The sequence below is a fragment of the Flavobacterium sp. genome (assembly GCF_031537875.1).
Taxonomy (GTDB): domain Bacteria; phylum Bacteroidota; class Bacteroidia; order Flavobacteriales; family Flavobacteriaceae; genus Flavobacterium.
The window spans coordinates 256,976-271,561 of the sequence record NZ_JAVKNB010000016.1; the positions used below are offsets into that span (position 1 = coordinate 256,976).

14 protein-coding genes and 1 tRNA gene are annotated in these 14,586 nt (G+C 34.5%); 9 read left to right on the top strand and 6 right to left on the bottom strand.

Annotated elements, in window-relative coordinates:
* Positions 1–4 precede the first annotated feature (4 nt).
* On the bottom strand, positions 5–3,154 hold the full coding sequence (gene ccsA, locus RMR09_RS11250; protein ID WP_310595899.1) for a cytochrome c biogenesis protein CcsA: 3,150 nt from the start codon (positions 3,152–3,154) through the stop codon (positions 5–7).
* A 132-nt stretch (positions 3,155–3,286) separates the two neighbouring features.
* On the opposite strand from ccsA, the gene RMR09_RS11255 reads away from it, so the two are divergent.
* From RMR09_RS11255 to RMR09_RS11275, 5 genes are all read left to right on the top strand, one after another.
* The gene (locus RMR09_RS11255) at positions 3,287–4,048 is read left to right on the top strand and encodes a DUF2520 domain-containing protein (protein WP_310595900.1); all 762 of its coding nucleotides are present in this window, start codon (positions 3,287–3,289) and stop codon (positions 4,046–4,048) included.
* Positions 4,032–4,559: an HAD-IIIA family hydrolase gene (locus tag RMR09_RS11260; protein ID WP_310595901.1), complete on the top strand. Its 528-nt coding sequence runs from the start codon at positions 4,032–4,034 to the stop codon at positions 4,557–4,559. The genes RMR09_RS11255 and RMR09_RS11260 overlap by 17 nt, the downstream gene beginning before the upstream one ends.
* Positions 4,560–4,569: 10 nt before the next feature.
* Complete coding sequence (locus RMR09_RS11265; RefSeq protein WP_310595902.1) at positions 4,570–5,157, top strand: Maf-like protein; 588 nt, start codon at positions 4,570–4,572, stop codon at positions 5,155–5,157.
* A gap of 10 nt (positions 5,158–5,167) precedes the next feature.
* Entirely contained in the window at positions 5,168–5,698 is a 531-nt protein-coding gene (locus tag RMR09_RS11270; protein ID WP_409070964.1) for a mechanosensitive ion channel domain-containing protein, read from the top strand.
* A gap of 145 nt (positions 5,699–5,843) precedes the next feature.
* Positions 5,844–7,568 carry a sodium:solute symporter gene (locus tag RMR09_RS11275; protein WP_310595904.1) on the top strand — a complete coding sequence of 575 codons (1,725 nt, stop codon included), beginning with the start codon at positions 5,844–5,846 and terminating at the stop codon, positions 7,566–7,568.
* A 57-nt stretch (positions 7,569–7,625) separates the two neighbouring features.
* On the opposite strand, the gene RMR09_RS11280 is transcribed toward RMR09_RS11275, so the two are convergent.
* From RMR09_RS11280 to RMR09_RS11300, 5 genes are all read right to left on the bottom strand, one after another.
* Positions 7,626–8,471, bottom strand: coding sequence for a DUF2911 domain-containing protein (locus RMR09_RS11280; RefSeq protein WP_310595905.1), 846 nt, complete (start codon positions 8,469–8,471; stop codon positions 7,626–7,628).
* A 64-nt stretch (positions 8,472–8,535) separates the two neighbouring features.
* Positions 8,536–9,198, bottom strand: coding sequence for an HAD family hydrolase (locus RMR09_RS11285; RefSeq protein ID WP_310595906.1), 663 nt, complete (start codon positions 9,196–9,198; stop codon positions 8,536–8,538).
* Positions 9,199–9,217: 19 nt separating this feature from the next.
* Positions 9,218–9,937 carry a tRNA threonylcarbamoyladenosine dehydratase gene (locus tag RMR09_RS11290; protein ID WP_310595907.1) on the bottom strand — a complete coding sequence of 240 codons (720 nt, stop codon included), beginning with the start codon at positions 9,935–9,937 and terminating at the stop codon, positions 9,218–9,220.
* 26 nt (positions 9,938–9,963) lie between these two features.
* The gene (locus RMR09_RS11295; protein ID WP_310595908.1) at positions 9,964–10,626 is read right to left on the bottom strand and encodes a TatD family hydrolase; all 663 of its coding nucleotides are present in this window, start codon (positions 10,624–10,626) and stop codon (positions 9,964–9,966) included.
* A complete protein-coding gene (locus RMR09_RS11300; RefSeq protein ID WP_310595909.1) occupies positions 10,626–11,228 on the bottom strand; it encodes a DUF1684 domain-containing protein in 603 nt (200 codons plus the stop codon). Before RMR09_RS11300 ends, RMR09_RS11295 begins: the two co-directional genes overlap by 1 nt.
* A gap of 141 nt (positions 11,229–11,369) precedes the next feature.
* Between RMR09_RS11300 and RMR09_RS11305 the strand changes: the two genes are divergently transcribed.
* The 4 genes from RMR09_RS11305 to RMR09_RS11320 all read left to right on the top strand — a co-directional run bounded on the left by RMR09_RS11305 (position 11,370) and on the right by RMR09_RS11320 (position 13,993).
* On the top strand, positions 11,370–12,584 hold the full coding sequence (locus RMR09_RS11305; RefSeq protein ID WP_310595910.1) for an MFS transporter: 1,215 nt from the start codon (positions 11,370–11,372) through the stop codon (positions 12,582–12,584).
* 139 nt (positions 12,585–12,723) lie between these two features.
* On the top strand, positions 12,724–13,626 hold the full coding sequence (locus RMR09_RS11310; protein ID WP_310595911.1) for a hypothetical protein: 903 nt from the start codon (positions 12,724–12,726) through the stop codon (positions 13,624–13,626).
* A gap of 54 nt (positions 13,627–13,680) precedes the next feature.
* Entirely contained in the window at positions 13,681–13,824 is a 144-nt protein-coding gene (locus RMR09_RS11315; protein WP_310595912.1) for an SsrA-binding protein, read from the top strand.
* A 95-nt stretch (positions 13,825–13,919) separates the two neighbouring features.
* Positions 13,920–13,993 (top strand) — tRNA-Arg (locus tag RMR09_RS11320).
* Positions 13,994–14,586 lie beyond the last annotated feature (593 nt).

A 14,586-nucleotide genomic window follows, 5' to 3' on the forward strand; every position in this document is an offset into this window, starting at 1 on the left:
TCTTTTATTTTTTATAGTATTTTCTATATTCAGGATATGAAATAGCTCCTAGTAATGCTATACCTCCCAATGTTTCCCAAATCCATCCTAACGACTTTGCTTCGCCACTAGCATAGGAGTGCAAACCTACTAAATGAAAATTCACACCATAATAGGTGAAAAGAATTGACACAAAAGCAAACATACTCATCAAATTGAAAATCCATTTTCCTCTTAAAGCAGGAACAAATCGAGCGTGAATTACAAAGGCATAGACCATAATACTAATTAAAGCCCAAGTTTCTTTTGGGTCCCAACCCCAATAACGTCCCCAACTTTCATTAGCCCATTGTCCTCCCAAAAAGTTTCCAATTGTTAACATAATCAATCCGATAGTGAGCGCCATTTCATTGATATAAGTAAGCTCTTGAATGTTTAAATCCATTTTGTTTTTGTTCTTCTCATTGGTAAACAAAATCAATACTAAAGAAACCAATCCTAAAATCATTCCTAAAGCAAATGGTCCATAACTCGCCACGATAACAGCAACGTGAATCATCAACCAATACGAATTCAATACGGGTTGTAGATTAGCAATTTCTGGATCTATCCAGTTCATATACGCCGCCATCAAAATCATTGCAGTTACAAATGCCGATGAAGCAATTGTTAATTTTGATTTTCGATCAAAGGCCAATCCAAAGAACATTGTTGCCCATGCTACATAAATAATAGATTCGTAAGCATTACTCCATGGAGCATGTCCAGAAATAACCCAACGTGCAATTAATCCTAACGTATGTAAAACAAATAAAAGTCCAATAATTACGTGAATTACATTGATACTTACTCGTATTGCTTTTCTTGATTTGAAGATTTCAATTATAGTCAATAATAACATCAAAACGGCAGCTGTCAAATACCAATACGGCAAGTTTTTGAAAACGTCGTATTTATTATACGTAATCTCTAAATCGATTTTATCTTCCGAAGGCATGACGGTACTTCCAAACTTCTTTTGAAAACCATTCAAACTTTCTAATAATTCATTCGCTGATTTATAATCATTTGAGGTAGCCGCATTACTTAATGAGCCAAAATACAAAGGCAAAATACTCTTTGTATAGGTCGCATCCATTCCTTTCATTCCGGATTCATTCAACTCTAAATAGGAAATCCATTTGCTATTAGGATCATTCGGAATAGGAAATATTTTCAAGATTCGTCCGCTTAATGCCGCTTCCATCAAGTTCACTTTTTTATCCGTTTCGATAAAATCTTTTTCAAATTGATTTGGATTCGCACTCTTAAATGCTTCTTCTAAATAAGGAGTTAATTTGTAATTCCCTTTGGCATCAAAAAACGAAATAAAAGGAGCAAATTTAGCTTCAGAATCAACCCCAATAATTTTACGAATACTATCATTCCCCGCTTTGATATAAATAATTGGAACCTGAATCCAAGCACTTGCAAATTGTGTCATGGACAAGAAGGCTTGATCTGAATTCATATCCTTGTACTTATCCGAATGACTTACTTTTCGTAATAATTCAGATGAAAAGGTATTGATTGGTTTCATTCGACCTCCCGCATCCTGGATGATCAAACGTCCAAATTGAGCCGCATGCTCCTCAGAAACTTTGTATTTATTGATCAAAGAGTCTATTTCCTTTGTAGAAGGCATTTTTTGAATGTGGCCCGAATGATTGTGCTCTTGAGTCCAACCATTAAAACTAAACATCAAGAATACAATAGCCGCTAATACCGCTTTTTTAGCTTTTACTGCTTCTAATTTTCGCTTCAAATCGGCGAAACGAGAATGTTTGGTAAACAAAATAGCCATCATAGCAATGTACAATAAAAAGTACCCTAAATAGGTAATATTAGTTCCCCAAAAATCATGATTCACAGACAATACGGTTCCTTTTTCATCTGGATCGAATGACGATTGAAAGAAACGATACCCTTTGTAATCCAAAACATGATTCATATAAATCTGGGCATTAAATGTTTCTAATGAATCTTTTACAGTCACTTGACTTTCAAAAGCCGAATAACTTTTCTCTGTTCCAGGATATTTTTTAGCAATAAAATCATTCAACTGAATTTTAAAAGGAAGCACATAGGCCTTACTTCCGTAAAAGAAAGAATAATCCTTGTTACCAATTTTTACCGTTTGAGGTTCTCCAATTTTCCCTTTCGAACCTAGAATAGTGACCTCTTTTTCTTGTCCTTCTGCTTTGATAGTAATCATTAAAGCATCTTCATGAGTCTTGGCCTTAAAATCATTATTCGATTCATAAGCAATAACCCCTTTAGTAGGAGGATCAGGAAAAACAAATCGTTTTTCTCCAATAGAATATAACGAACGCATCATTAAAGGCTGTTCAATATCTTTCGCTGCTTTACCTTGTAATTTATCCGCCATTCGCATAAAATTTCCTTCAAATGGCGTTTGAATTGTTGGAGCTGCACCTTTTGTATTGATATTAATTGCCCCGTCAGTAGGTTTGTTCAAAGCAAATAAGACATTGTGAATATTCTGTACCTCACCTTCTTTCAAGAAATGTTCTTCACGTCCGCCAGCGCCAGCTTCAACTAATTTAAGATACAAAGTCCCTTTAGCATCGGGTTGAATTTTTTGTTTAGCGCCCATAATGAAATTCTTATAATGAACTTCAAATGGCACATTGTCAAAATCTCCTGAAAGTTTAAAATCGTTATTAGTCACAGGAGACAACAATAATTGTTTTTCAAAAACACGACGTTTCATTTCGCCTTTGTACTCTCCATCAACAAAAACAGTTAAAAATGTTTTATCTGAAAACACTTGACTTTCTGTAGCGCCTTCGCGAATAGGCATCATACCTTCGTAACTAATGTAGCGTGTAATGAACGCTCCTAATAGAATAAATATAAAAGCCAAATGCAATAACAAAGTTGCCCATTTTTCTTTTTTTAACAATTGGTAACGCTTAATATTTCCAATGAAATTAATCATAAAAAATACCATAATTACTTCAAACCACCACGAATTGTAAATCAGAATTCGAGCCGTATCGGTATTGTATTTACTTTCGATGAAAGTCCCTGCTCCCATGGCTACTGCAAAAACTATAAAAAGTACTGCCATCAAACGAGTAGAGAACAAAATTGAGCCTATTTTTTTATCCATTAGTTAGGAATTTATTTTATGTAAAGTGTCGCAAAAGTACTTAAAAATGTTGACTTCTATAAACGGACACTTGTTAATTTAATCCAAAATTAATATCCTTTACATCTTCATTTTTTTGCTAAATTTGCCTCTATGACTAAAGTAAGTATCATCGGTTCTGGAAATGTTGCGCAACATTTGATTCAGGCTTTTCAATTGAATAGCCAAATCGAACTGGTTCAAGTATTTGCACGCAACAAAAAGAGTGTCGCTCACCTACTCGATTCAGATGCTATTACTTCTGACTATTCCCAATTACAAGTTGCAGATGTATACATTATTGCCGTATCAGATGATGCAATTGCTGAGGTATCCTCTCAATTACCTTTTGAGAATCAATTAGTAGTTCATACCTCTGGAACGGCAGATTTAGATACTTTGCATGAGAAAAATCGGAAAGGTGTTTTCTATCCGCTACAAACGTTTTCTAAAAACAAAGCCGTTGACTTTAAAACAATTCCCCTTTGTTTGGAGGCCGAAAACAAAACGGATTTACAACTTTTAAAAACAATAGCGCATTCTATTTCTAATGCTATTTATGAAATTAATTCCGAGCAACGAAAAGCATTGCACGTAAGTGCCGTTTTTGTCAATAATTTTGTCAATCATTTGTACCAAATAGGAAATGAAATTTGTGAAGACAACCAAATTCCTTTTGACATTCTAAAACCGTTGATTCAAGAAACAGCCAATAAAATTGTGACACTTTCACCAAAACAAGCACAAACAGGTCCTGCTAAACGAAACGATCTTAAAACAATTGCAGCGCATGAGCAGTTTTTAACTGATGATAACCAAGCTACTATTTATAAACTACTAACTCAATCTATACAAAATAATGGCAAAAAGCTATAAAGAAATAATGAACGACATCACCACATTCATCTTTGATGTGGATGGTGTTCTTACTGACGGTTCCGTTTTTGTTTCTACTGAAGGAGAAATGTTAAGAACAATGAACATTCGTGATGGATATGCACTAAAATCAGCGGTAGATAGTGGCTACAATGTATGTATCATTTCGGGAGGAAGTAATGAAGGGGTTCGTGTACGCTTACGCAATTTAGGTATTACTGATATTCATTTAGGAACTCCAGATAAAGTGGCTACTTTTGATGAATACACTGATATTTATAACATTAAGCCTGAACAAGTCTTATATATGGGAGACGATATTCCTGATTATCACGTGATGAAATTAGTAGGTTTACCCACTTGCCCACAAGATGCAAGTCCCGAAATAAAAGGTATTTCGACTTATATCTCACATAAAAATGGCGGCAAAGGCGCTGTTCGTGATGTGATTGAACAAGTGATGAAAGTGCAAGGAAAATGGATGGAAAACTTTGATGGAAAACACGATTAAGAACAAACAAATGCTTGCAACTAAATTAGCCCAATATTCTTTAATTTTAGCTTCGGGTTCGCCAAGACGCCAACAATTTTTTAAAGATTTAGATTTGGATTTTGAAATTCGACTTAAAGAAGTAGAAGAAGTATATCCTCCCGAACTAACAGCTGAAGCAATTACCAATTATTTAGCTGAATTAAAAGCGAATGCTTTTGACGGAGAATTAAACGAAAATGAAATCCTAATCACGAGCGACACCATTGTTTGGCACAACAACAAAGCTTTAGGAAAACCTAAAGACGAGCAAGATGCTTTTGCTATTTTGAAATCATTATCTAATGATACACACGAAGTCATTACTTCAGTTTGCTTTAAAACAAAAGAGAAGTCGGAAATAATTTCAGAAATCACAAAAGTAACATTCAACACCTTGAGCGACGAAGCGATTCAATACTATTTGGATCATTATAAACCGTATGACAAAGCGGGTGCGTATGGAATTCAAGAATGGATTGGTTTTGTTGGTGTAGCCAAAATAGAAGGTTCGTACACCAATGTGATGGGAATGCCAACAGATAAAGTATTCGACTATTTAAACAACTTAGACAACTAAAATTATGTACATCTCTTTTTTTAACGATTTTGCACGCGAAGCTATTGGTACTGGAATTGTATTGATTCTTTTGGTGATACTTCGAATAGTTACCACTAAATTAGTTCGCCGTTATGCCCGACTGAGTCAAACCATTGAAAGAAGAACTAATTTAGTAATCAAATATTTGCACTTGCTTATTAATATTCTTTTAATAGTTGCCCTAATTATTATTTGGGGGGTTGATGCCAAAGACATTATTCTAGCTATTTCTTCTATTGCCACAGTTGTAGGCGTAGCTATGGTAGCTCAATGGTCGATTTTAAGCAATATCACATCAGGTATAATTTTATTTTTCTCCTTTCCTTTTAAAATTGGGGATACTATTCACATTCATGATAAAGATTTTCCAGTAATTGCTGAAATTGAAGATATCAGCGCTTTTTATATCAGTATGGTGAATAAAGATGGGGAACGCGTTATTTACCCTAACAACTTGTTATTACAAAAAGGAGTTTCAATTATTAATCCTGATTTTGAACCCACCGATTTTACAGATTAAATGGAATCAATAGTTCTAACGAGACAATCCTACGATGATGAAAGCAAAAACTAAAATTTGGAGAAAAAGTTATACTTGGGTACTCGTTATTAATGCCATATATATCTTGTTATTTTATTTCATAATGCAGTTATACGCTTAAATTATGGAAGTATTTGATTGGATCATACTCGTAGTTACATTACTCTTTATAGTAATTTATGGCGCATGGAAAACCAACGGAAGTAAAAATGTCCAAGACTATATTCTTGGAAGTAATGAAACCCCATGGCACATAGTTGGACTTTCGGTAATGGCGACTCAAGCCAGTGCGATTACCTTTTTATCTACTCCTGGTCAAGCTTATCATGACGGAATGGGGTTTGTACAATTCTATTTTGGCTTACCAATAGCTATGGTAATTGTTTGTGTAACATTCATTCCCATTTACCATAAGTACAAAGTATACACCGCCTATGAATATTTGGGCAAACGATTTGATTTACGTACCCGTTCTTTAGCAGCATTTCTTTTCTTATTTCAAAGAGGATTAGGGACCGGATTAACCATTTATGCCCCCGCCATTATTTTGTCAGCCTTATTGGGTTGGAATATTAATTATCTTAATATAATAATTGGTCTATTAGTTATTATTTACACCGTTACTGGAGGTACAAAAGCAGTAAACGTCACCCAAAAACAGCAAATGTTTATCATATTAATAGGGATGTTAGTAACCTTTTTCTGGATTTTATACTACTTACCTAACGATATGACTTTCAGTAATGCCATGCATATTGCTGGTGCCAATGACAAAATGAATATTGTCAATTTTTCATTTGATCCTGAAGAAAAATATACGTTTTGGAGCGGAATAACAGGTGGTTTTTTCTTGGCTTTGGCCTATTTTGGAACAGACCAATCTCAGGTAGGACGCTATTTGTCAGGGAAATCCGTAAGAGAAAGCCAAATGGGCTTGTTAATGAACGGACTTTTAAAAGTACCAATGCAGTTCTTTATTCTCTTGACTGGAGTCATGGTTTTTGTATTCTTCCAATTCAATCCAGTTCCATTAAATTTCAATCCGAATAATAAAATTATTGTTGAAAATTCTCCTTTCAAAAAAGAATACCATTCGCTAGAAAAAAAATTAGAAGATTTATCTGAAGACAAAAAAGTAATCAACCTCTTGTATATTGACCAACTCAATCAAGATTACGACAATCCTATTCTTCGAAAAGAAATGATTGCACTTTCAGACAAAGAAAAAGATTTAAGAGATCGTGCTAAAGAAATTATTTCTAAAGCAGATAGTCACAGCGAAACCAACGATAAAGATTACGTATTTTTTCACTTTATCTTGAATTACCTACCCAAAGGACTCATCGGCTTATTATTAGCCGTAATTATATCCGCTGCAATGTCATCAACGGCTTCGGGATTGAACGCATTGGCATCCACCACTACCATAGACATTTACAAACGCAATTTACAAGAAGAGAAATCAGACAAGCATTATCTAAATGCTAGTAAACTATTTACTTTGTTTTGGGGGATTATTGCTATTCTTTTTGCTTGTATTGGAACCTTATTCGAAAACTTAATCCAATTAGTCAACATCATTGGATCTATTTTTTACGGAACCGTTTTAGGCATATTCTTAGTGGGTATTTACTCAAAAAGAATTCAGTCCAGCGCTATTTTCTATAGTGCTGTATTAAGTCAAATCACCATATTTATAATCTACTATTTTGCCATTTATATTTACCCAAGTGGAGAAGAACGATTGGGTTATTTATGGCTTAATTTTATCGGAGCGACTTTGACAATTATTTTGGCATGGTTGCTGGAACGATTGGTATTTAAAAATCAGAAAGCCTTTGCTAACTAATTAAAAAATCCCGTTTGAAAATACAAACGGGATTTTTTATTGAATGCTAATTGGAAATTATTTCTTGCTCCACTCAGCAATACTGTCTTTATTCATTTTTACATAATCTTGATTTTTTGCGGCTTCAGCTGCTTCCAAAGATAATTTAGCAGCTTCAATTGCGGCTTTTTTGTCTCCTTGTTTTGCCAAGATTAATGATTTCAAGCGGTTAAACCAAAATGGTTTTTCAACACTCATATCTAACGCCTTATTGATATAACCTAAGGCTTTTGTTAAATCACCATTGGATTGAAATATAAATTGTGCTGCCGAATTATAATCCGCTGCAGTAGGACCGGCTAAGACTTTTTCGATATTAGCAATCGCTGTTTTTTGTGTAGGCACTTCAAATTTTAAAGCAACGTACGAATTCTCCCAATAGATTTCTAAATATGCAAAATTAGCATCTAAACTTGCAATATTAATAGTCAAACTCTCTACTGGTTTTGATAAGGCTTCTTCTTTAACAGTAGTTCTAAGCGCTACATTAGCTTCGTTAAATTCTTGTGGTAATCCCCAGTTATCAGTTGTGGTATAGAAAATAACATCCCAACTTTCAATTCTAGGCACAGTGTACAATGCATACTTCCCTTTCTTCAAAGTTTTTCCGTCAATGATTACATCATCGCTAAAAGAAACTGTTGTGTTTTCATTAGCACCTGTTCTCCAAAGTTTTCCAAACGGAACTAAATTCCCAAAAACAGGTCTCCCCTTTGCGCCTGGACGAGAATAGTTTACTTCCACATCTGTTAACCCTACGGTTTGAAACACATTGGCTCTAGGACTGGCTTGAGGTGTTTTTACTTGCGCCTCTGAAGAAAAATGCGTGATTAAAATTGCTAATGCAAAAAATAGTTTTTTCATAGTTTTATTTTTTATTGGTTTCCAAATTTACAAATTCAAATGAAGGATTACTGTTAATTGATAATTAATTTAATTTCAATGCTTTTACACTTGTAGCATCCAATTCATTGAAATGATTGATTACTACATCTGCCTCGGCTAAATCTTGGTCTTTTGAATGTTCGCTATTATAACCCACACAAAAAATCCCCGCTGCTTTTGCTGCTTTTACACCATTGGTGCTGTCTTCAATTACGATACAATTTTCTTTTGGCGCAACCGACAAAGAAGCGGCATGTTCAAAAATTGCAGGATGTGGTTTCGACTTTGGAAAATCTTCTCCACTCACAATATGAGTAAAAAAATTATGCAAGCCAAAACGAGTAAAAACTCGGTCAATAGTCACTTTCGAAGCCGAAGAAGCCACTATTAGTTGGATTCCGTTTTGGTATAAATCTTCAATCAAAGCACGAACACCTTCTAATAACTCCAAATCTTCTTTGGTATCAAAAGCATCATTAAAAATACTTCTTTTTCGTTGGATCAAGTCTTCTACCTCATGCTCTAATTGAAATTGCTCTTTTAAAGTTTGAAATGTATTTCGAGTAGAAAATCCAGTAAACGAAGTGTACATGGCTTCGGTCACTTCGATATTCAATTCCTCAAATTGTTTGTAATAGGCATAGCGGTGAACCGGTTCTGTATCCACAATTACACCATCCATATCAAAAATCACCGTCTGTATCATAGTTGTTTTGTATAACTAATTAGTCTCTGTTTAATAAATAACGAATCACCGTTTCGGCAGCATACAAGCCAAATAAACCTGGCATATAGCTATTAGTACCATAAAATGATTTTTTATAATTCTTTCCGTCAGTAGTTTTTAAACTAGTTTCGTCCTGAATCTCCGAAGAAAAAACCACCTTCACTCCTTTGTCTATTTTCACTTCTTTCAAACGTCTTTTAATGGTACGAGCCAAAAAACAATTCTCCGTTTTGCTAATGTCCGAAACTTTCACTTTAGCCGCTTCCATTTTACCACCAGCTCCCATACTACTGATTACTTTTACTCCTTTTCGTTTAGCAGCAATAATTAAATTTAATTTTGGAGTCACACTGTCAATACAATCTAAAACGTAATCAAATTCAGGTGAAACCAATTCAAATGCGCGCTCTGGCGACAAAAATTCTTGGATTCGAGTCAATTGTAATTCGGGATTGATATCCATCAAACGATCGCCTACAATGGTAATTTTAGGTTGTCCCACTGTTGAATGCAAAGCGGGCAATTGTCGGTTAATATTCGTAATATCGACTACATCACCATCTACAATTGTCAATCTTCCTACCCCTGCTCTTGCTAAAAATTCTGCTGCAAAAGAGCCAACACCACCTAATCCAACGACTAAAACGTTAGCATTCTGTAATTTTTCTAATCCTTCTTTTTTAAATAATAATTCGGCTCTTTCTGTCCACTCTGCCATACTATTTTGTTTATTTGGTTATTCGTTTATTTGGTTATTTGTTCTGAATCAAAAACCTTTCTAAAATTGGTATTCACTAGTTCTTTGATTTGGGCAACTGATAGTCCTTTATATTGTGCTGCTAAAGCATACACTTCTTGAATCGTTTGCTCATCTGTATCGGTTTCTAAGAAAAATCGATCGTTGGGCATCGCACGAAAAACCGATTCTAATTGAGGCATTCGCAACAAATACTTTCCAAAAGAAATGTAACATCCATTGGCTACTAATTCATTGGCCACTTGTTCATTTTTAGAAAATCCGTGAATCAAAAAAGGGACGGAAATTTTCAATCTCTTTTTAATGGCAATCAATTCCTGAAAAGCCGCTACACAATGAATCACCACTGGTTTTTGGTATTGTTCTGCTAAAAGCAATTGGCGTTCAAAAACGGTTTGCTGTAATTCAAACGGAATTTCAATTCGTTTATCTAATCCGCATTCACCCACTGCCAAACAATTCGGTTCTTTCAATTTATTTTCTATAATAGCTAAATCGGCCTCTATTCGATCTTCCCCAATAAACCAAGGATGAATTCCAATAGAATAATTAGGAAATGTATCCGTAAACTCTTGAGGATATTGGTTAACTAATTCAACCACATCTTCTTGATTGCTATACGAATGAGTATGTAAATTAAAGTATTGCATTACTCATGAAACTTTTTCACCCCTGCACGTATTTCGATTTTCAAATCGTTTTCCAAAGGCACTTTGGGACACGAATATTTAGGACTATAGGCACAATACGGATTATAAGAAGTATTGAAATCAATCACAATCGTATCGCCTTGGGGAATCTTCATGTCAATGTATTTTCCTCCAATATAACTTTCATTTCCACACGTTAAATCTGAAAAAGGCAAAAACAAATAGTCTTTGTATTGCTCTTTTTTAGACAATTCAATATTTCTATAAATATTCAACTTAAAAGATTGACCATCAATGGTAAAATGTGCTTCTCCATATTTTACATAAACAGGTTTTCTGTCTGTAGAGGTTTTCATCTCAAAAGGTAGTTCATTCTCCGTACGAATGAATTTTGCTACTACAAAGAATTTCTCGTTGGCTGGGTAAAAATCCAAACTTTTGAATACTTTCAAATCTTCTGGTAAAAGCGGACTTGTTTTAGCATCAGCGTATTCAGCATTCAATTCCTTTTGAAATTTTTCAACGTTAGCCAAATCAAATTGAGCTTGGGCAAAGCCAAAACCAAATTGCAATACCATTAAAAATACGAATGCTTTTCTCATCTGAATATCTTTTTAGCAAAAATAGTACAATCCAAAAGAAAACAAAGCGATTTCAAGGCAAAAGGAATTTATTTGGCTAACATTGAATCTAAAATTAATCGCTAGCAAAAAAGTTGGTACCTTTGCTATTCAAACTTCAATATGATTCAGTCAGGATTTCAACGATATATCAACAACTTTAAAGGCTTTCGACGAGAAGTATGGATCTTGGCATTGATTACCTTTATTAATCGTGCAGGAACAATGGTGTTGCCGTTCTTATCCAAATATCTCAAAGAAGACTTGCATCTTTCCTATTCTCAAGTGGGTTGGATTATGGTATGTTTTGGATTTGGCTCCATGTTAGGATCGTGGTTAGGTGGAAAATTATCCGACAAAATTGGATTCTACAAAATCATGATTTTCAGTTTGTTTACAAGTGGTGTATTGTTCTTTTTCTTGCAATACGTAACCTCGTTTTGGGCATTGTGCGTCAGTATGTTTACCATTATGGTCATTGCCGATATGTTTCGTCCTGCTATGTTTGTTTCGTTAAGCACCTATGCAAAACCCGAAAATCGCACGCGCGCTTTAACACTCGTTCGATTAGCGGTGAATCTTGGTTTTGCCGCCGGACCTGCACTAGGAGGTTTGATTATTTTAAGCCAAGGTTATCAAGCGTTATTTTGGGTTGATGGTAGTACTTGCATCATTGCTATTGTACTCTTTGCGGTCTTAGTGAAAGAAAAGAAAGTCCCTGACGATTTAATCGCCAAAAAAGAAGCTGAATTGGGACGTCAATCCGTATTTAAAGACAAAATATTTTGGATTTTCTTATTCGTATGTTTTATTACTGCGGTCTTGTTTTTTCAATTATTTACGACGCTCCCACTCTATCACAGTGAGCATTTTGGCTTAACAGAATTCCAAAGTGGTTTGATTCTTTCCTTCAACGGAATACTTATTTTCTTTTTGGAAATGCCAATTGTGAGTTATTGCCAACGCAAAGATAGTAGCAAACTCAGCATCGTTCTTTGGGGATGCGTCTTGATGGCTATTAGTTTTTACATTTTACTTTTCAACGCTTGGGCAGGAATGCTAATTGTGAGTTTACTCTTTATCACTTTTGGCGAAATGTTCATTTTCCCTTTCTCCAATTCCTTTGCGATGAGTCGCGCACCAAAAGGTCACGAAGGTCGCTATATGGCACTTTTTACGATGAGTTTTAGTTTGGCGCATATTGCGAGTTCTAAAATGGGATTAGAAATCATCAGCCACTTTGATTACCAAGCCAATTGGTTTGTAATGGGGACTTTGGGTGTAATTGCAGTGTTGTGTTGTATTTGGTTGCAGCGTTTAATGTCAAAAGAATCATAATCTTTTTCAGAAAAAAATGTTGGCAAAATCTTATCAAAAAGTTAATTACGTTAAAATTTTGTAAAGGACTTTTCTGCTGCCAAAATCAATTAATATGTTTGCCTTATAAAAAACAACGTATTAATTAATTTTTTATACCATGAATACCAAAAAACAGTACTTAACATTGGCCCTTGCTTTCACTTTAATTGTAGGCGGATCTGTTTCTATTTGGGCACAAAACAAGAAAAAACAAGACCTCATAACAATCAATGACACTTCAAAAGATGTGGTGATGACTTGGAACAAAACTACGCCTGAGTCGGAAATGAACGATGATGTAAAAGCTTTGAAAAAATACGGCGTGACCATCAATTACTCTGATGTGAAACGCAATGTTAAAAATGAAATTACCGGTTTAAAAGTAAGTTACGAAGACGAAAAAGGTAATAGAGGCGAATTAAAACTCAATCAACAATCTCCAATTTCCACAATTAGTTTTTACAAAGCAGGAAGCGAAATCGGTTTTGGTACACCTGCAAATTCTAACGGAATGGAAAATTTCTTCTTTAATGGAGTTCCAAATGGGAAAATGCTACAACAATTTGGTTTCCACGATGAAGATGGAAATCCTTCAACTGACAATTTCCAATTTAATTTCTCTGACAATAACGATGCCCCTAAATCAAATAGAAAGTCGAAAATCGTCATCAAAAAACCGAATAAAAAAGACTTGATTATTGAAGATGGCGAAGTGATTTCAGGGGCTGACGATTATACTGCTGAAGAAATCGAAAAAATTAAGAAGGATTCCGATATAACTTCAGATGATTTTAGAAATAAAGACGCGAATCCACTTGGAGAATTTGATTTACGAAATGAAAAAGGCGTTCAAGAATTCAAGAAAAAAATCAAGAAAATAATTAATTCTGACGAAACGGATACCGATGAAAAATCAGAACTAGCTAAAGCAAAGGAAGAAATGATTAAGGCAAAAGAAGAATTAGAGAAAGCCCGAATTGCTTTGGAGAAAGCCAACAAAATACAAGCTAAAAAGAAATAAACTACAAAAAGACCATTATATCAATGGTCTTTTTTATTTTTACCAAAAAAAGTAATGTTCAAAGTTATAGCTAAAATCAATAAAATACTATTACCCAGTTTAACTAAACAAGGCTTGGACGTGACCAAAGCGAAGAAATGGCAAATGGCACTGATAGGCTATCGCTATTACGTAACCTGTAGAGCCTTAGATAAATAAATACTAAAAGGAAGAAGTTGTCCAAAAAAAGCAGTTATTTTTTAAATTTCGATTTGGATATCTACCAATTTTACCTATATTTGCACCCGCAACAAGGCCTCGTGGCGCAACTGAATAGCGCATCTGATTACGGCTCAGAAGGTTACTGGTTTGAATCCAGTCGAGGTCACGAATAAAAACAAAACAATCCAAAAATAATCAAGTTTACTTGAAATTGTTTTTGGATTTTTTTTTTTTCAAAGCGGAGCTTTACTGGATCTATAATCCTGTCAAAATAATCAAGCTTGCTTGAGCGTTTTTTTGTTTTAATAGTATTTTCAAAGCGGAGCTTTACTGGATATGTAATCCATAAAGTGCTTGAACTTTTCTTGTTTTTATAGTATTTTCAAAGCGGAGCTTTGCTGGATATGTAATCCAGAAACCGCTTGAGCGTTTTTTTATTTTCAATCGGTTAGCTCAAAGTCAGGAGACTTTGCACAGCGGGGACATACAGCCTCTCCTTTTCTAAAATAAATTAACTTAAATCTTAATTATCAACATGGTAACTTGTATATTTATATCCATCACTAATTTTGATACACTACCAATTTTTGTTTATTAATCATGCACCACACGAAAGGATTCGTTGTCATTAAATTCCAAACATTCTAAAAACTACTACATCATCTATCAGTCCTTTTTGACCTGAATAATCTATTGCACTGCTATAAACATAATCCTCTGGTTTATAAACTAAACCTTCTTCTACGGGATTATTGTGCA